Origin of the sequence: Filifactor alocis ATCC 35896 (assembly GCF_000163895.2) — a bacterium.
Taxonomy (GTDB): Bacteria; Bacillota; Clostridia; order Peptostreptococcales; family Filifactoraceae; genus Filifactor; species Filifactor alocis.
Genome location: NC_016630.1, coordinates 341,806 through 359,287, shown reverse-complemented (window position 1 = coordinate 359,287; position 17,482 = coordinate 341,806). Strand labels below are relative to the sequence as shown.

The window sequence follows — 17,482 nt, the reverse complement described above, 5'->3', positions numbered from 1 at the left end:
TGATGTTAATTGAATTCAAAAATGTTTGAAGTTAAGAACTTGGATGCAACAGATTATATTGAAGAAATTGTTGCAGAACGGAATCATATATTTCCCTTTGATTTATCGAAAAATATGATTTCTATTTTACATAATGAAAATTATTCAGAGGAAAACAAGCAAAGAATGAAGCAGTATCTATCTGAAAAAGGAATTACAGATATTATTTGGAAAGAGGCAAATGATATTTTAATTTCAAGATGTATTGTCACCTATTATACTTTGGTGCAGTCAAATAATTTGATGGATGTGCAACTAAATCATGTTTTAGAAAATGGAGATATCTTGAAGTTATTAGACTTGATATTGTGTTGTGCGCTGGATATGAATGCCACGGATATTCATTTTTTTCAATCTAAGTTGGGATTGTTGGTAAGATTTAGAGTAAGAGGTGCATTGAAGACATTTTGCATTTTGGATAAAGAAATATCAGATGATTTTATTCGAGCAATTAAGGTAAAAGCATCTATTGATATTTCAAAGAATAGAAATCCTCGAGACGGTAAAATTATTTTTAATTATGATGCAGAAAATATTCAAGTGGATATTCGTGTGTCTGTAGTTCCGGTTGTAGATAATGAAAAAATTCATTTGCGTTTATTGAATCAAAATAGTGTGCCATTTGAAATAGATGAGCTGGAAATGAGAGTGGAAGATCAAGTTAAATTGAATTCTTTTCTAAAAAGAGACAGTGGATTTTTATTGATAACAGGACCGACGAGCAGCGGGAAAAGTACAACCATGCGATGTTGTCTAAACACCATACATGATGGAGAAAAACATATCATTAGTTTAGAAGATCCCGTGGAATATGCGATAGAAGGAATTACTCAAGTTCAAGTTTGTAAAGAAAGTGAATATGGATTTTTGGAAGCGTTAAGAGCTATGCTTAGACAAGATCCTGATGTTTTGGCAATAGGAGAAATACGGGACTTTGAAACATGTAATACGGCAATACAAAGTAGTTTAACAGGACATTTTGTGATTAGTACATTGCATACGAAAAGTGCTCAAAGTGCAATTGATAGAATGGTCAGCATAGGAATCAACTCACAGGTATTATCAATGTCATTAGGACTTGTTGTTAATCAAAGACTCGTGAGAATATTGTGTCCGGCATGTAAAGAGCAGGAAGAGTATTTTGGAAATGATATTGAAGAACTCTCGTTACATCTAGGAGATAATATTTACGCCAGAAGGGGATGTGAGCGTTGTCAATATACCGGTTACGATAGACAAAGACCGATATTTCAGGTCATTTTTGTGGATGATGAGATGAAGAATGAAATTTTACAAAGTGGTCATCTTAAATCAAGAAAAGATTTAAGTGTTTTTAAACAAGTAAAACAGCTTTTTTGGAATGGAGATATGTCTCTTGAAGATGCGATATGTTTTTGCGAAGGAGATGATGTTGATTGATATTGAAATCTATATATAGTCGACTGTTTACAGAAATTACACTCAAGGATAAGGAGAAGTTTGATGTTTTTATAAAAAAAGAGTTAAAAGATAGGGAGAGGAAAGAGATTTTTTATTTGTTGTATAGTTTTACAAACAGAAACATTCCTTTGCTCAGAACACTAACAATTCTAAAGAATGAATTTCCGAAAGAACAGAGATTGACCCAAGTGAAGGACGATATTGTACAGGGAATTTCTTTGAGTCATTCCTTAAAAAATCGTGGAATTGGTGATGAATTTGTGTTTGCAACAATACATATTGGAGAAGAAACCGGTAATATTCCTGATGCTCTGGAGAATGTATACAAATATTATCAAAATCGAGAAATGATGAAGGAAGAATTGTTAAAGATATCCATTTATCCAACGATAGTATTGTGTAATATTGCTTTGTTGTTCTTATTTACATTTAATAATGTTTTTCCGAGTTTATTAGAGATATATAGTGATTCCAATATTCCTCTTCCTTCCAGCTTGAAATATTTTAATATTGTATATACCATTCAAAAAAATCATAGAGCTTTCCTATGGGTGGTGTGTATGTGGAGTATATATGGAATCATGAAATTTTGCGAAACAGATTATTGGCATGATTATTATGGAAAGATACAATTTCGAGTTCCTTTGATTCGTAAGATCAAAAGATTGTTTTTTCAAAAAGATTTTTTGTGGAGGATATCATGCATGTTAGATGGTGGAATTGCAATAAAAGAATCTTTGAAAATAATAGAGGAAACAGAACAGAACAGATATTTGAAGAAAGTTTTTTCAGAAATGATTTTTTTGATAGAACGAGGAAAATCTGTTGCTGATGCAATTTCAGAATATCCGGAGTTGTTTTCTGTAAATGATATCTCATATATACGGCAGGGAGAAGAGTCGGGAGGACTTCGCGAGAACATTCATGCGCTGTGTTTTTTGTACAAAAGAGATTCGGAAAAAATGATTTCAAAAATATCGGACTATGGACAACCTGTGATGATATTGTGTTTAGGACTATTGGTTGGAATTGTAGCATTTTCTATCATTCCTTTGATGAATGTGACGGAAGTGTATATGTAAGGAGGGCATGATGTGAAAAAGTTTATTATGCAAGAAATATCTAAGGGTATGATTTTGATATTAATTCTACTTTCTGCCATCAGCGTTTTTTTGGAGTACAGATATACGAAAGAAAGAGAAAGATTAGATGAGGTAAAGTCTATTTATGAGATGAAATCTAAAAATGATTTGATATCAGAAGGAGATACTGATATATTTGTGGATTCTGAAAAATTGATTATTATTCTTTCGAATATAGATGAGTTCAACGTAATAGGGTTTCGTTCAAAGGAAGATGTTGTTGATGTTGAAATGAATATATCTGAAAATAAAGACTTTGATAAAATGAGAAAAGCTTTGAACAAGAAAGGGTACACGAGCTATATTTCACGAGGAGAGGGAAAAGGGAAGTGGAATAGTTTGGTATTGACGGTGAAGTGATGAAGAAAAAATATATTATATTTTTTATTGTCTTTGTAGTTGTGGATATTTTATGGGTAATCATTCCAAACATCAAAAGTATTCATTCTTATCAATTATCAAGGATGGAGATGGAACATCAGCTTTCGAAGTATGATTTGTCAGCAGAAAAAGGAAAACAAGATGATAGAGATATAGAATATTGGTTGTTTCAATTAGATGAAATTATGAAAAAAGAAGGTATTGTTATTTTAAACAGAAACTTTAGCATGACACAAAATGAATCAATTCAATTATCTTTAGAATTACAATGTTCAAAAATTCAACTGCAAAAGCTATTGGAATCCTCTGAATGGAATAACGGCAAATATAAGATTTTATCAATCAATTCTTCTCTTGAAGATAGTCAGTATTTGAATACAACAATAGAAATTTTAATTAAAAATAAAGGATAAAAAGTTATCTTGGTAATTAGGAGGATACTGTGAAAAAAAGAAAAGGAGTAGTATTACTTGAATTGATGGTGTCTATTTTTATATGTATCATGATGTCTTTTACTGTTATAAAAATTTTAAATATTAATCAACAATTTGATAAGTCTATGCATCAACATAGAAATCATAAAGATAAGCTTGATAAGCAACTATACGCTGATGGGAATGTTTTTTTAGAGGATATCAAAAAAGACATTAAGCATATGGAACTAAGAACAGGCAGTTTCAGTATTCCTGTAAAGGTTATAGAAGTGGATTATTCAGATCGAGATAATACAGAGAAATTATTTTTTGTTGAAAGTGTGGAGGTGCCATGAGGATTCGTAAGGGGAGCATTTTGATTTCTACCATTATGATTATGACAACTATTGTGGTTTCCGTAAGTTTGATTACTGCATCGATTACATTGAAAAGAAGATTTGTGAATTTAGACTCTTTTCGCGTGCAAAAAGATTTGGATCAAAGAAGTATCCAGGTTTTGTTGTGTAGCTATACAAAGTGTGTTGTTGATGAACAGTGGAGACATATGGCAGATACATGTTATGAGAGAGTAGGTTCTATGCAAAATTCATCTGAAGAAGATGTCATCAATGACATGGAATATAGGTTTTATAATTCTACTTATTATACAAAAGGGATGTTTGATACCAAAGATTGGAAAGAAGCATTACATTTATCAAGACTGTATGTAGAGTTGTATAAAGTCAAAAAAGTGGAGTATGTAGATTCTGCCGGAGATTCAAAGAATGTGATGTGCTTTTTGTATAGAGGAAACGGAAGAAGATTGGAAAGTACATTTTATTTTTTCGGTATGGTAAATGTAGAGTGTCCTGATATTAAATTGGAAAAAGATAAGTCTGTTTCAAAACAGGTAGATTGGGATTCTTTTATAAAAAACGGAGGAGTTAATTTTATTAAAAAGGAATAGTGATAAAATTGAAACGAAGGGGATTTTCTTTGATTGAAATTGTTATTGTAATTGCAATTATAGTTTCTATTGCCACATATCGTATATCTTTTTCTACTACAAACTACATCAAGGAACGTAGTGATGCTTATCAGTTAAAGTATGTGTGTGAGTATTGCAGAAAATATTCTTGTTCATCCGGACAAATAATCAGATTATATATTAAAAAAGATTCTGAAGAAAAATACTGTTACAGTGTAAGAGATGCCGCGAATCAGTCTATTTATGAAGGTGGTTTATCTAATCATGTTATACTCTATTCCGGGAAAGATAAAAATAGTCTTGTTCCAATTAATGATATGTGTATAGGATACAATCACCATCATGCGTTTGAGAAGAATGGAATTATGTCTGTTTACATAGGTTCTAACCAGAAATCTAAAGTATTTTTTAAAATGACGATAGTTCCAATAAGTGGAAGGGTGTTAATCATTGAAGAAAAAGGATAGAGGATACATACTGATAGAAGTGTTGATTGTGATAACTATTTCTGTACTTATTGTTCAATATTTACTACAATTTGTTATCTCTACTCAAAAATATGTAAATTCTAACATAAATAAAGACAAGATATTTTTGGATCAAGATATGATAGCAGGAATTATTGAATCTCAGTTTTCAAAATCTGTTTCCATAGATGAAGTTTTAACAACGGATGGAAAAACAATTGTGGAAATTCCAACTTCTGAGATTTCGATAAAGTGTATCAAATTATCTCAGTTAGACGATGGAAGTGAAAATTATAATATAGGATTCGGCAATGTTAGTAAGTTTTACGAGGTTAACACATTTATATTTTTAAGAAGAGATATACCAACAAACCCAATTTGTGTTCATAAGATAAAATCCGGGAAGGATGTACATTGTGGTCAGGTAATAGGAAAATTTCACTATGAAATCGGAAATGGAGTCAAAGAGATGACGATTAAAAGAATATCTGAAAAAGATTTTGAGATAGGAATTATTTTAGAGAATTATGAAGAGAAGTATCATTTTTTTGTGTCTTTATTAGAATGATTTACTTATTGTAGTTGATTTAACAGTAATACTTGATAAATAATTTATTCTTTGCTATACTGTAAGAATCATTAGAGAAGATTTTTGGCAAGGAGTGGGCAAACCCACTCCTTGTTGTTTGGGGATTTATGCAGATGTTTTATTTGAGTAAAGCATGGACGGTTTGCTTGTTTTGAATGAAATGCTTTTAACTGTTATAAATTTTTTATATTGAATTTGGAGGTGAACACTTAAAATGTCAAAAAGAATTGCTGTTCAAATAGAAGAATTATTTTTGAGTGTGTTGGATGAAAAGTATGAATTGGTAGATGTTGAGTATGTAAAAGAGGGGGCTTTTTATTATCTGAGGGTTTTTGTAGATAAAGACGGTGGCTTAGATATTGATGAAATTTCAGACATCACAAGAGTTTTAAATAAACTATTAGATGAAAAAGATCCGATACAACAACAATATTTTTTAGAAGTTTCCACTCCGGGACTTGGCAGAGCATTAAAAAAAGAAAGAGATTTTATTAGAGAATCCGGTAAAGAAATAGAATTAAAATTATATCAACCTGTGAATGGACAAAAAGAATTATCCGGAGTTCTGATTGGTTTGGATGAAACAGGGAATATAGTCATTCAATCGGAAGATGAACAACTTTGTTTATCAAAAAAAGATATTGCATCAATAAAGTTAAAGGTAGACTTTTAGTTATTTATTAGGAGGAAAGATAAGATGAACGCTGAGTTTATATCTGCAATTCAACAATTGGAAGATGAAAAAGGAATTAGCAAAGACATTTTAATAGAAGCGGTGGAAATGGCTTTGGTAAAGGCATATAAGAAAAATTTTGTTGAAAAAAATAATTATAACGATACATTGGTAGAAAAAGATCCAAAAAAATTATCATTAGAAAAAAATAATGTTCAGGTTTCTATTGATAGGGAAACTGGAGACATTAAGGTATTTTCAAAAAAAGAAGTGGTGAATAAGAGAGAAATTGACTTGTTGGAGGGAGAAATTTCTTTAGAAGGAGCCCAAGAGATTGATATCAATTATAAAGTAGGGGATATCGTTCAAGAAGAGATTACTCCACGAAACTTTGGTCGTATAGCAACGCAGACAGCAAGACAAGTGGTTATTCAAAAAATTACTGAGGCAGGAAGAGATATTATATATAATGAGTTTTCTAATCGAGAAAGTGAAATTATGATAGGAGAGGTTGTTAGAATCGGAAAACATAATACTTGCCATTTAAATTTAAGTTTGGTTTCTGAAAAGGGACACACAATTTATGGAGAAGCAACCATGATTTCTCAAGAGCAGATTCCGTACGAGGAATATAGTGTGGGGCAAAGAATTATTGTATATATTTTGGAAGTGAAGAAACACAATAATGTTCCTCAAATTTTAGTGTCTCGTAGTCGTCCGGGTTTAGTAAAAAGATTATTCGAGAGAGAAGTACCGGAAATCAGCGATGGTATTGTACAAATTAAATCTATTGCAAGAGAAGCAGGATCCAGAACAAAATTATCAGTGTGTTCGGTTGATCCGTCTGTGGATGCAATAGGCGCTTGTGTCGGCGGGAAAGGGATTCGTGTAGCAAATATTGTAGAGGAATTACACGGAGAGAAAATTGATATTGTAAATTATGATGAGAATCCGATTGAATACATTTCAAATGCATTGAGTCCATCAAAAGTAGTAGATGTATCAGTAAATGAGGAAGAAAAAACAGCAAAAGTGATTGTTCCGGATTATCAATTATCTTTAGCAATTGGTAAGGAAGGACAGAATGCTAGATTGGCCGCTAAATTAACGGGATGGAAGATTGACATCAAGAGTGAAAGTCAAGCGTTACAAGAAACCATGGATGATGGAGATTTTTCAAGTCAAATGGAAAATAGAGACAATTGGATTATTCCGCAAGAAGATTCGGATGATAGTGACACTGATGATGGAAACGATATTTAATCGTGAGTCATAGATTTTAAGTTACAATTGTAAGGAGGAAATCGATGGCAAGTGGCGTTGGAAAGATAAAAAAAGTTCCGCAAAGAAAATGTATTGTTTGTGGAGATCATTCTGATAAAAGATTGTTATTTAGGATAGTAAAAACAAAGCAAGGGGATATTTTTTTAGATTTGACTTCAAAAGCGAATGGGCGAGGAGCTTATCTTTGTTCTAAACCGGAGTGTTTTGAAAAAATGTATAAGAATAGATTGTTAGATAAAACATTCAAAATGGATGTATCTGAAGAAGTTTATGATACTTTAAGAAAAGAGTTGAAAGCCAATGAAGAATAAGGTACTTACATTGATTGGATTCGCAAAAAAATGTGGTAAAGCTTTTTCGGGAGAAGAAATCACACTGGAAAAAATAAAATCAAAAAAAGCAAAAATTGTATTTATTGCCTCAGATGCTTCGGGAAATACAGCTAAGCGATTGAGGGATAAGGCAAATTATAGAGGGATTGTAATATGTGATATTTTTAGTAGAGACGAGCTCGGTAAAGCCATTGGAGAACAAGAACGGGTATCAATTTGTATCAATGATAAGGGCTTTGCAAAAGCGATTATGGAGTTGTTAGGAGGAGAGAATTATGGAGAAAATAAGAGTATATAAATTAGCTCAAGAGTTGAATATATCATCAAAAAAGGTAATCGAGACAGCAGTCAAACTGTCTATCAATGTAGCGAGTCATATGAGTACATTGACAGCAGATGATAGCAATAAAATCCGAGTAACACTGTCCAATGCTAGTTCAAAAAAAGAAACAAACAAAACTGTAAATCAAAGCAAAAAAAAGCAGCTTAATCAAAACTATTCTGAAAAAGATAGTGATAAGATATTAAAGAAACAGGATAATAAAGAGAAGTTAAAACCTTCTATCATTTCACAACCCGAAGCTGTAGATAAAAACAAAGGTGAAGATAGCTTAAAAAATAAAAAAATGAAAAAGAAAGTAAAGAAGAATGAAAAGATAAAAGTAAAATCAGCACCTATTCAAGAAAAACAATCAGGATATCACAATGATAAAATGATGAAGAAATCTAAAGGGAAGAAACATGATTATGTCAATAAAAAAGAAAAGGAATCCAAACAAGATATGAGTGAAGTAGTAAAGCAAGATGAAGGCATTTTTGAAATAGATGATACGATTGTTGTAGGTGATTTGGCACAAATTTTAAATGTTCCTGCAACGGATGTTATTATGAGTATTATGAAACTGGGAATTATGGCAAATATCAATCAAACAATTAAATTTGAAACAGCAGAAAAAGTTGCACTTGATTACGATGTGATGTTGGTTCAAAAAGAAAAAGAAGAAGAAGTTGTGGATTTTGTCATAGAAGAAGACCGCGAAGAAGATTTAAAACCCAGATCTCCGATTGTAACTGTTATGGGACACGTAGATCATGGGAAGACTACATTGTTGGATACCATTCGAAATACCAAGGTTACGAATAGTGAAGCAGGTGGAATTACACAACATATCGGAGCTTCCGAAGTAGTAATCAATGGAAAGAAAATTGTATTTTTAGACACACCCGGGCATGAGGCGTTTACTGAAATGAGAGCAAGAGGGGCTCAAGTAACAGATATTGTTATTATTGTTGTTGCAGCGGACGATGGAATTATGCCACAGACAATAGAAGCTATAGATCATGTTAAGGCGGCTGGCGTCCCAATGATTATAGCAATCAATAAAATTGATAAGCCTACAGCCAATATAGATCGTGTTAGACAAGAATTATCAGAAAAAGGAATTTTGGTAGAGTCGTGGGGAGGAACTACAATTGATGTTCCCGTATCAGCAAAAACAGGAGAACATATTGACGATTTGTTAGAAATGGTTCTATTGGTTGCTGAAATGGAAGAATTAAGGGCAAACCCAAATAGAAAAGCGATTGGAACTGTAGTCGAGTCTAAGTTAGATAAGGGTAGGGGAACTGTTGCAACTTTAATTGTTCAGAATGGAACACTGAAAGAAGGTGACCCTGTTGTTGCAGGAACTGCCTATGGTAGAGTGAGAGCAATGCTTAATTCAAAAGGGAAAAGAATAAAAAAGGCCGGACCGTCTACAGCGGTTGAAATTCAAGGTTTGAATTCCGTCCCGGATGCAGGAGACCAATTTTTTGCTGTATCTAGTGATAAAGAGGCAAGAGATTTGGGAACTGCTAGACAGGAGAGAAAACGAGAAGAGTATATGAAGCAGACTTCAAAAATTTCATTAGAAGATTTGTTCGAAAAAATGCAATCAGGTGAAATGAAAGAATTAAACATCATTGTGAAAGCGGATGTACAAGGTTCTATTGATGCGATTAAAAAGTCGTTTGAAAAAATTAGTAATGAGGAAGTAGTGGTAAAAGTAATTCATGGAAGTGTAGGAGCAATTACAGAATCAGATGTAATGCTTGCATCAGCATCAAATGCTATTATTATTGGATTTAATGTAAGACCTGCTACAGGGGCAGTATCTATTGCTGAACGAGAAAAGGTAGATATGAGAACCTATCGTATTATTTATGAAGCGATAGAAGATGTAGAAAAGGCTATGAAAGGAATGCTCTCTCCTGAATTTGTAGAAGAAGAATTAGGCAAGGCAGAAGTCAGAATGCCGTTTAAAGTGCCAAAGGTTGGTATGATTGCAGGTTCTTATGTATTGGAAGGTAAAATTCAAAGAAATGCAAAAGTAAGGTTAGTAAGAGATGGAATTGTAATCTACGAAGGAGAAATTGATTCCTTACGTAGATTCAAAGACGATGTTAAAGAAGTAGCCGCAGGATATGATTGTGGAATTGGCCTAACCAATTATAATGATATAAAAGAAGGAGATATTATTGAAAATTACATTATTAAAGAGATAAAAAAAGGCTAAGGTGAGAAAAGAATGTCTTATGATAGAACAAGAAGAATTTCTGAAGAAATAAGAAAAGTAGTTGGTAATATGCTCCTTGAAGGAGAGATTAAAGATACAAAAATCAGAAATTCAAAAGGTTTAATTTCTGTAACAAGTGTAGAGGTTGTCAGAGATTTAAAATATGCATACATTTATATTAGTGTGCTTGGAGATAACCCTGAAACTATTTTAGATGGCTTGAAAAGAGCGAGCGGTTATGTCAGAAAAGAAGTGGGAAGACAGGTAGATTTAAGATATACTCCGGAAATTATTTTTAGACTAGATCACTCTATTGAAAATGGTGTAGAGATGTCCAAGATGATAAGTGAATTAAACCAAAATTCCACAGAAGAGTAGGGGTTTGTAGAGATGGATTTTAGAGATATTATTGAAAAAAATAAACTTTTTATAATTAGTTCTCATATTGGCCCTGATGGAGATAATGTATCTTCTTCTTTGGCATTTAAATTGGCTTTACAAGAGTTAGGTAAAGAAGCTTATTATGTAATAGACGATAAACTGCCACAAAACTTATCATTTCTTAGAGATTATGACAAACAAATGACATCAGAAAAAATAGAGGGCTATCTGGAAGGAAAAGAATATGTTTTTATCGGTTTAGATTGTGGTGTTATAGACAGACTGAAGATATCTGACAAGATTTTTAAAAATAGCTCTCATGTGATAAATATTGATCATCATGAACAAAATGAAATGTATGGAGATTATAATTTTGTGGATGAAAATATGTCTTCTACTTGCGAGTTAGTATACCATCATTTAAAAAAATATTATCCGCAGTGTTTGACAAAAGATATTGCTACATGTCTATATGCAGGAATATTGACCGATACAGGAAATTTTATGTACGACTGTGCAGACAGTACTACTTTAATGGCTGCATCTGATTTATTAGAAAAGGGAGCAGACCGTACAACAATAGTAGATTGTATTTTTCGCAGTCAAGATGAGAATTATCTTAAATTATTATCAGAAGTTTTATCCACGATACAGGTTGATGGAATTTTAGCGACTGCTTATTTAAAAAAAGATATGTTAGAAAGACATCATATTTGTTACAATGATGTAGAAAATTTGGTTGATTATGTCATCAATATTCACGGAGTGAGGATGGGAATTTTATTTAAAGAGAAAGACATAAATGAGATTAAATTATCCCTTCGTTCAAAAGGAGATTTGGATGTTGCTTCATTTGCGAGAAAATATGGTGGTGGTGGGCATAAGAATGCTGCAGGTTGTAGTTTTGCCGGTTTGTTAGAAGATGTTATGGAGTCGGTAATCAATAATGCAAGGGAGTATGTTTTATGATGGATGGCTTCATTAATATTTTAAAACCAACCGGGATGACGTCGCATGATGTTGTGTCAATTGTAAGAAGATTGCTTCGCCAAAAAAAAGTAGGTCATACCGGTACGTTAGATCCAAATGCTGCCGGAGTTCTTCCTATATGCATAGGGAGAGCAACTAAATTTAGTGATTTTGTATTAAAGGATAAAAAGAGGTATTATGCTAAAGTTAATTTGGGCTTACAAACAGATACACTGGATTCTTATGGAATGGTAACAGATAGAAGAAAGGTTGTTCCCTTCCAAAAAGAACAGTTGCTACAAGCAATCCAGAAATTTATTGGAGAAATTTCTCAGATTCCTCCTAAATACAGTGCAATAAAAGTGAATGGGAAGAGACTATATGAATTAGCAAGATTGGGACAGGAACTTTCTGAAATTGAAATAAAGGAAAGGAATATTTTTATTCATTCCATTAATTTGTTAGAATGTGATGTGGATTCCTTTTCGCTTGATATCATCTGTTCCTCAGGAACATATATAAGAAGTTTAGCGGTAGATATTGCTGCAGAAATAGGAAATATAGGATACTTATCATTATTAATTCGTACAGAAAGTGGAAATTTTTATATCCAGGATAGTATAACACTGGAAGAATTAGAAGGACAGACGGAGAGTTTAGATCAAAATAATATCATAATCCCCATAGAAAATATATTATTGCATTATCCAGAATATACATTAGACGACTTGCTTAGTAAGATTTATCTTAATGGTGGAACAGTTTTTTTAAATAATTTTGATTTAACAACAGGAATTTATCGTATATATTCAAAAGAAGATATGCTCTTGGGAATTGGAACTATATTTGAAAGTAATAGTAAAAAGTATTTAAAAAATATTAAGTTTGTATAGTGGAATAATATCTGGGACTATTTCACATATAAAAAAATTGGAGGTATTCTGAGTGTCATTTAAATCATATATGAACTCAATCGCGATAAGTGAAGAGACTGTTGTTACGATTGGAAATTTTGATGGATTACATCGTGGTCATCTAAAGCTTATGGAACGAACATTAGAAATATCAAAGCAAAAAAATTTAAAAAGCGTTGTATTCACTTATGAAAATCATCCGTTAGAATATGTTTTGAAAAAAAAAGTTGAAAAGTTATTTACTAATAGAGAACGTGATGCAAAATTGAAAGAGTTGGGAATAGATACTATCTTAAGTGTTCCTTTCGATGAAGAGATTATGGGAATGTCTACAAATGATTTTATTCAAGAAATACTGATTGATAAATTGCACACGAAATATCTTGTACTAGGAGAAGATGCTCATTTTGGTAAAGGTAGAGAAGGTTCTGCTGAGTGTATTCAGAGTGTGGGGAGTCAATTAGGATTGACAGTTGAAATTATTCCTTTGTTTTTTGAGGATGGAGTTCGGATTTCAAGTTCATATATCAGACAATTGATTAAAAAAGGTAAAGTAGATGTAGCAAAGGAATATCTTGGAAGAATGTTTGCTATTACGGGAGAAGTGATTCATGGAAAAGAAAATGGCAGAAAGTTAGGATTTCCTACAGCAAATATAAGTTATGATGAACATACTGTATTACCTGCATTAGGAGTATATAATACAATAGTTGAATATCATGGTAAACATTATATTGGCGCAACAAGTGTAGGATATAATCCTACTATCTCTTTGTTAAATAATAGAATTTCGTTAGAAGTTCATATTTTGGATTTTGAAAAAGAAATTTATGGAGAAGAAATTACAGTGCGTTTTATCAGTAAAATTAGAGATGAGATGAAATTCAATTCCTTAGAGGAGCTGAAAAATCAAATTTCAAAAGACGAAATATTGATTAGAAAACAGCATGATGAAAAGTATTAAATCTTAAAATACGATATATTGGAATTCATATTTTATTAATTATAAATATTTTAAGAGTATAGCTTAGATTTAAAACGGATGTTTTTGTCACATATGTTTGACAATCATAGAAACCAAATTAATAAATACTAAATAAAGTATTTACGAAACTACAAGTTTGTGGTATCATACAGACAGTTGCAAGCACCTTTACGAGGAATTCGACACTCCAACGTATTCTTTGTAACTTGGTGGAGTATAAAAATTTTAGGAGGAAATAAAATGACAGCAGAAAGAAAGACTGAAATTATTAAAGAGTATGCGGTACACGAAGGAGATACAGGGTCTCCGGAAGTTCAAATTGCAGTTTTGACAGGAAGAATTTTGGAATTAAATGACCATTTAAAAGTGCATCCAAAAGATTCTCATTCAAGAAGAGGTTTGTTCAAAATGGTAGGAACAAGAAGAAATCTTCTTAAATATCTAAAATCAAAAGATTTGGAAAGATATAACTCTCTAATTAAACGATTAGGATTGAGAAAATAGTGAGATAAAAAGAGTAGGGTTAGTCCTGCTCTTTTTTTAAATGTATTGTAAAATAATAGAAGTGATTGCAATTATTTGACTTTTTTATTGTTGAAAATTATTTTGATAACAGTGATGATAATAAAATTGTTTTGAAAAGGAGTACTATAATGAGTAAAATCTTTGAAATGCCATTGGGAAATAGACAACTTAAGATAGAAATAGGAAAGGTTGCCGAATTGGCGAATGGGGCATGTTTGGTAAGTTGTGGAGATACTGTTGTGTTGGTTACAGCTACAAACTCAGCTTTACCTCGAGAAGGGATTGATTTTTTTCCGCTAAGTGTAGATTTTGAAGAAAGACTATATTCTGTTGGAAAAATCCCGGGAGGCTTCATTAAGAGAGAAGGCAGACCTTCTGAAAAGGCTATTTTAACTTCCAGATTAATTGATCGCCCAATCAGACCGTTGTTTCCAAAAGGATTTAGGAACGATGTACAGGTAGTAGCAACTGTCCTTTCGGTAGAACCGGATGTTACTCCGGATGTATTGGCTATGATTGGTTCATCTATAGCTCTTTCTATTTCTTCCATCCCTTTTAACGGACCAACCGGATCTGTAGCAGTAGGATTAATTGATGGACAATTAATTTTAAATCCTGATGTAGACCAAAGAGCTGCTTCAGATTTACATTTAACAGTTTCCGGAACAAAAGATGCAATTATGATGGTTGAGGCAGGTGCTAATGAGGTTACTGAAAGAACTATGTTAGAAGCAATTCTATATGCACACGAAGAAATCAAAAAGATAGTGTCTTTTATAGAAACTATTGTCGAAGAAGTCGGGAAAGAAAAAATGGAATATGTAGTATTCAAAGCAGATGAACAAATTGAATCTCATGTTTTAGAATATGGAAAAGAGAAAATGAAGGCTGCTATTCTTACAAAAGATAAGACTGAGAGAATGGAAAATATGGATAAAGCAAGACAGGAAATTATGGAACATTTTGCTGAAATTTATCCTGAAAATATAAAAGATGTTGAAGAAACAATTTATAAAATTACCAAAGAAGGCATCAGAGAGCTTATTTTGGTTGATCGTATCAGACCGGATAACCGTTCTATGGATGAAATCAGACCTATTTCTTGTGAAGTAGGGACATTACCTAGAACACATGGGAGCGCTATTTTTACTCGAGGACAAACTCAAGTTATGAGTGTTACCACATTGGGAGCTTTAGGAGAAATGCAAACATTAGACGGATTGGATGAAAATATAGAAAAAAGATATATGCATCATTATAATTTTCCGGCTTATAGTGTAGGGGAAGCAAGACCATCCAGAGGACCAGGACGTAGAGAAATAGGACATGGAGCGTTGGCTGAAAGAGCAATTTTGCCTATGTTGCCTTCCAAAGAAGAATTTGCCTATGCAATTCGTGTTGTATCAGAAGTTATGAGTTCAAACGGAAGTACATCACAAGCCAGTGTATGTGGCAGTACATTATCTCTGTTAGACGCCGGAGTTCCAATGAAGCGAATGGTTGCCGGGATTGCTATGGGACTAATTAAAGAAGACGAACACTTAGCAATTTTGTCAGATATCCAAGGAATGGAAGACTTTCTTGGAGATATGGATTTTAAGGTAGCAGGAACAGAAGAGGGGATTACGGCTATCCAAATGGACATTAAAATTTCAGGGATTGATGAAGAAATTTTAACTAAAGCATTGGAACAGGCGAGACAAGGTCGTTTATTTATATTAAATAAAATGAGAGAAGTAATCTCTTCACCAAGACCTGAAATCTCTCAATATGCACCAATGGTTCTTCAAATGAAAATTGATCCGGAGAAGATTAGAGAAGTTATTGGTACAGGCGGAAAGGTAATTAATAAAATTATTGATGAAACAGGTGCTAAGATCGATATCGAACAAGATGGAAATATCTTTATTCTTGCAGTTGAAAGAGATAAAGGTAAGTTGGCAAAACAAATGATAGAAGAGATAGTAGAAGAGCCCGAAGTTGGAAAAATTTATCGTGCAAAAGTCACTCGTTTAATGGATTTCGGTGCATTTGCAGAATTTATGCCCGGTAAAGAGGGTCTGATTCATATTTCTCAAGCAGATATTCAAAGAACAGATGATATTTCTTCTTTATGGAGTGTGGGTGATGAAGTCGAAGTTATGTTGATGGAAATAGATGATCAAGGCAGAATGAATTTGTCTAGAAGAGCTGTAATGCAGCGAGATGTCGGAGAACCAATTGATTATGTTTCTGAAAAAGATAAAAAGAGTCAAAGAAATGGAAACAGAAGAAAATTTGATTCTTCTCAAAGAGACAAAAGAAAATAGGTTGTTTGAAATTTAATTATATCGCTTAAAGATGTTTTTTTGTTATCTAATTCCATTTAGGTGGCTAATTTCATTTTAGAACTTACCAAAGATTGGTTTTAACGATAAAATGCAATATTGTATAAAAAAGTACTTGATTTTATATTAAAATTCAAGTATCATAGTAAGGTATTATTTATCATACACGACAAATAGCCTATTTCTTGGTGCCTAATATGGTTTTTGATAGGAGTCAATTTGTCGGAAGATATAACCAAGGAGGAAAATATGAGTAATGTAGTTAGTATGAGACAATTATTGGAAGCAGGAGTACATTTTGGACACCAAACAAGAAGATGGAATCCTAAAATGGCAAAGTTTATCTTTACTGAAAGAAATGGAATCTATATTATTGATTTACAAAAAACAGTAAAGAAAATTGAGGAAGCATATGAATTTGTTTCAACAGTAGCAGCAGAAGGTAAACCTATTCTTTTTGTAGGAACAAAAAAACAAGCACAAGATGCAATCAAAGAAGAAGCTGAGCGTTGCGGAATGTATTATGTAAACGAAAGATGGTTAGGAGGAATGTTAACTAACTATAAGACAATTCGTACGAGAATTGATCGTTTAAGAGAATTAGAAGCAATGCAAGAAGATGGAACTTTCGATTTGTTACCAAAGAAAGAAGTTATGCAATTATTGCATGAAAAATCTAAATTAGTGAAGTATCTTGATGGAATCAAAGATATGCCTGAGTTACCTGGAGCGATTTTTATCGTTGACCCTAGAAAAGAAAGAATTGCAATTAAAGAGGCTCAAAATTTAGGAATTCCTTTGATAGGAATTATTGATACAAACTGTGATCCGGATGAAATTGATTATCCGATTCCTGGAAATGATGATGCAATTCGTGCTGTTAAGTTGATTACTTCTGTTATTTCTCAAGCTGTTATTGAAGCAAAGCAAGGAGAAATGAATGAAGTAACAGAAGAAGCTGAAGTTGAGGTTGTAGAAGAGAATACTTCAAATTCAACAGAAGAATAATAAAAATTGTAAAGATATATTTTTAAGGGAACCTTTCTTGATTTTACTCACCCATTGTGAGGGGAGGGTT

20 protein-coding genes are annotated in these 17,482 nt (G+C 32.5%); all 20 read left to right on the top strand.

The window, feature by feature from the left end:
• The first annotated feature begins 9 nt into the window (after nt 1–9).
• The 20 genes from HMPREF0389_RS01585 to rpsB all read left to right on the top strand — a co-directional run bounded on the left by HMPREF0389_RS01585 (nt 10) and on the right by rpsB (nt 17,412).
• Complete coding sequence (locus tag HMPREF0389_RS01585) at nt 10–1,458, top strand: GspE/PulE family protein (RefSeq protein WP_014261991.1); 1,449 nt, start codon at nt 10–12, stop codon at nt 1,456–1,458.
• Nucleotides 1,455–2,561, top strand: coding sequence for a type II secretion system F family protein (locus HMPREF0389_RS01580; protein WP_014261990.1), 1,107 nt, complete (start codon nt 1,455–1,457; stop codon nt 2,559–2,561). The genes HMPREF0389_RS01585 and HMPREF0389_RS01580 overlap by 4 nt, the downstream gene beginning before the upstream one ends.
• A gap of 12 nt (nt 2,562–2,573) precedes the next feature.
• Complete coding sequence (locus HMPREF0389_RS01575) at nt 2,574–2,981, top strand: hypothetical protein (RefSeq protein ID WP_014261989.1); 408 nt, start codon at nt 2,574–2,576, stop codon at nt 2,979–2,981.
• On the top strand, nt 2,981–3,415 hold the full coding sequence (locus tag HMPREF0389_RS01570; protein ID WP_041250746.1) for a hypothetical protein: 435 nt from the start codon (nt 2,981–2,983) through the stop codon (nt 3,413–3,415). Before HMPREF0389_RS01575 ends, HMPREF0389_RS01570 begins: the two co-directional genes overlap by 1 nt.
• A 29-nt stretch (nt 3,416–3,444) precedes the next feature.
• The gene (locus tag HMPREF0389_RS01565) at nt 3,445–3,771 is read left to right on the top strand and encodes a type II secretion system protein (protein WP_014261987.1); all 327 of its coding nucleotides are present in this window, start codon (nt 3,445–3,447) and stop codon (nt 3,769–3,771) included.
• Nucleotides 3,768–4,382 carry a hypothetical protein gene (locus tag HMPREF0389_RS01560; RefSeq protein ID WP_014261986.1) on the top strand — a complete coding sequence of 205 codons (615 nt, stop codon included), beginning with the start codon at nt 3,768–3,770 and terminating at the stop codon, nt 4,380–4,382. Before HMPREF0389_RS01565 ends, HMPREF0389_RS01560 begins: the two co-directional genes overlap by 4 nt.
• A complete protein-coding gene (locus HMPREF0389_RS01555) occupies nt 4,382–4,870 on the top strand; it encodes a prepilin-type N-terminal cleavage/methylation domain-containing protein (RefSeq protein WP_014261985.1) in 489 nt (162 codons plus the stop codon). Before HMPREF0389_RS01560 ends, HMPREF0389_RS01555 begins: the two co-directional genes overlap by 1 nt.
• Nucleotides 4,854–5,438 carry a prepilin-type N-terminal cleavage/methylation domain-containing protein gene (locus HMPREF0389_RS01550; protein ID WP_014261984.1) on the top strand — a complete coding sequence of 195 codons (585 nt, stop codon included), beginning with the start codon at nt 4,854–4,856 and terminating at the stop codon, nt 5,436–5,438. The genes HMPREF0389_RS01555 and HMPREF0389_RS01550 overlap by 17 nt, the downstream gene beginning before the upstream one ends.
• A gap of 235 nt (nt 5,439–5,673) precedes the next feature.
• Nucleotides 5,674–6,132 (top strand): ribosome maturation factor RimP, encoded by a 459-nt coding sequence (locus HMPREF0389_RS01545; protein ID WP_014261983.1) that lies wholly within the window; start codon nt 5,674–5,676, stop codon nt 6,130–6,132.
• 24 nt (nt 6,133–6,156) lie between these two features.
• Complete coding sequence (gene nusA / locus HMPREF0389_RS01540) at nt 6,157–7,395, top strand: transcription termination factor NusA (RefSeq protein WP_014261982.1); 1,239 nt, start codon at nt 6,157–6,159, stop codon at nt 7,393–7,395.
• A gap of 44 nt (nt 7,396–7,439) precedes the next feature.
• Nucleotides 7,440–7,727: an RNase P modulator RnpM gene (gene rnpM, locus HMPREF0389_RS01535; RefSeq protein WP_014261981.1), complete on the top strand. Its 288-nt coding sequence runs from the start codon at nt 7,440–7,442 to the stop codon at nt 7,725–7,727.
• Nucleotides 7,717–8,046 (top strand): L7Ae/L30e/S12e/Gadd45 family ribosomal protein, encoded by a 330-nt coding sequence (locus HMPREF0389_RS01530; protein WP_014261980.1) that lies wholly within the window; start codon nt 7,717–7,719, stop codon nt 8,044–8,046. The genes rnpM and HMPREF0389_RS01530 overlap by 11 nt, the downstream gene beginning before the upstream one ends.
• A complete protein-coding gene (gene infB / locus HMPREF0389_RS01525; RefSeq protein WP_014261979.1) occupies nt 8,024–10,303 on the top strand; it encodes a translation initiation factor IF-2 in 2,280 nt (759 codons plus the stop codon). Before HMPREF0389_RS01530 ends, infB begins: the two co-directional genes overlap by 23 nt.
• Nucleotides 10,304–10,315: 12 nt before the next feature.
• Nucleotides 10,316–10,681 (top strand): 30S ribosome-binding factor RbfA, encoded by a 366-nt coding sequence (gene rbfA / locus HMPREF0389_RS01520; protein WP_014261978.1) that lies wholly within the window; start codon nt 10,316–10,318, stop codon nt 10,679–10,681.
• Between the two features lie 12 nt (nt 10,682–10,693).
• Nucleotides 10,694–11,653 carry a DHH family phosphoesterase gene (locus HMPREF0389_RS01515; RefSeq protein WP_014261977.1) on the top strand — a complete coding sequence of 320 codons (960 nt, stop codon included), beginning with the start codon at nt 10,694–10,696 and terminating at the stop codon, nt 11,651–11,653.
• Complete coding sequence (gene truB / locus HMPREF0389_RS01510; RefSeq protein ID WP_014261976.1) at nt 11,650–12,546, top strand: tRNA pseudouridine(55) synthase TruB; 897 nt, start codon at nt 11,650–11,652, stop codon at nt 12,544–12,546. The genes HMPREF0389_RS01515 and truB overlap by 4 nt, the downstream gene beginning before the upstream one ends.
• Before the next feature lie 52 nt (nt 12,547–12,598).
• Nucleotides 12,599–13,531: a bifunctional riboflavin kinase/FAD synthetase gene (locus tag HMPREF0389_RS01505; RefSeq protein WP_083799659.1), complete on the top strand. Its 933-nt coding sequence runs from the start codon at nt 12,599–12,601 to the stop codon at nt 13,529–13,531.
• A 261-nt stretch (nt 13,532–13,792) separates the two neighbouring features.
• Complete coding sequence (gene rpsO / locus HMPREF0389_RS01500) at nt 13,793–14,056, top strand: 30S ribosomal protein S15 (RefSeq protein ID WP_014261974.1); 264 nt, start codon at nt 13,793–13,795, stop codon at nt 14,054–14,056.
• 149 nt (nt 14,057–14,205) lie between these two features.
• Nucleotides 14,206–16,386: a polyribonucleotide nucleotidyltransferase gene (locus HMPREF0389_RS01495; RefSeq protein WP_014261973.1), complete on the top strand. Its 2,181-nt coding sequence runs from the start codon at nt 14,206–14,208 to the stop codon at nt 16,384–16,386.
• A gap of 267 nt (nt 16,387–16,653) precedes the next feature.
• Complete coding sequence (rpsB, locus tag HMPREF0389_RS01490) at nt 16,654–17,412, top strand: 30S ribosomal protein S2 (RefSeq protein WP_014261972.1); 759 nt, start codon at nt 16,654–16,656, stop codon at nt 17,410–17,412.
• The last annotated feature ends 70 nt before the right edge of the window (nt 17,413–17,482 follow it).

What these genes read in the sequence shown, in the direction of transcription:
- HMPREF0389_RS01570 (WP_041250746.1), top strand. Translation starts at nt 2,981, where the DNA reads ATGAAGAAAAAATATATTATATTTTTTATTGTCTTTGTAGTTGTGGAT.
- HMPREF0389_RS01560 (WP_014261986.1), top strand. Translation starts at nt 3,768, where the DNA reads ATGAGGATTCGTAAGGGGAGCATTTTGATTTCTACCATTATGATTATG.
- HMPREF0389_RS01545 (WP_014261983.1), top strand. Translation starts at nt 5,674, where the DNA reads ATGTCAAAAAGAATTGCTGTTCAAATAGAAGAATTATTTTTGAGTGTG.
- nusA (WP_014261982.1), top strand. Translation starts at nt 6,157, where the DNA reads ATGAACGCTGAGTTTATATCTGCAATTCAACAATTGGAAGATGAAAAA.
- rnpM (WP_014261981.1), top strand. Translation starts at nt 7,440, where the DNA reads ATGGCAAGTGGCGTTGGAAAGATAAAAAAAGTTCCGCAAAGAAAATGT.
- HMPREF0389_RS01530 (WP_014261980.1), top strand. Translation starts at nt 7,717, where the DNA reads ATGAAGAATAAGGTACTTACATTGATTGGATTCGCAAAAAAATGTGGT.
- infB (WP_014261979.1), top strand. Translation starts at nt 8,024, where the DNA reads ATGGAGAAAATAAGAGTATATAAATTAGCTCAAGAGTTGAATATATCA.
- rbfA (WP_014261978.1), top strand. Translation starts at nt 10,316, where the DNA reads ATGTCTTATGATAGAACAAGAAGAATTTCTGAAGAAATAAGAAAAGTA.
- HMPREF0389_RS01515 (WP_014261977.1), top strand. Translation starts at nt 10,694, where the DNA reads ATGGATTTTAGAGATATTATTGAAAAAAATAAACTTTTTATAATTAGT.
- truB (WP_014261976.1), top strand. Translation starts at nt 11,650, where the DNA reads ATGATGGATGGCTTCATTAATATTTTAAAACCAACCGGGATGACGTCG.
- rpsO (WP_014261974.1), top strand. Translation starts at nt 13,793, where the DNA reads ATGACAGCAGAAAGAAAGACTGAAATTATTAAAGAGTATGCGGTACAC.
- HMPREF0389_RS01495 (WP_014261973.1), top strand. Translation starts at nt 14,206, where the DNA reads ATGAGTAAAATCTTTGAAATGCCATTGGGAAATAGACAACTTAAGATA.
- rpsB (WP_014261972.1), top strand. Translation starts at nt 16,654, where the DNA reads ATGAGTAATGTAGTTAGTATGAGACAATTATTGGAAGCAGGAGTACAT.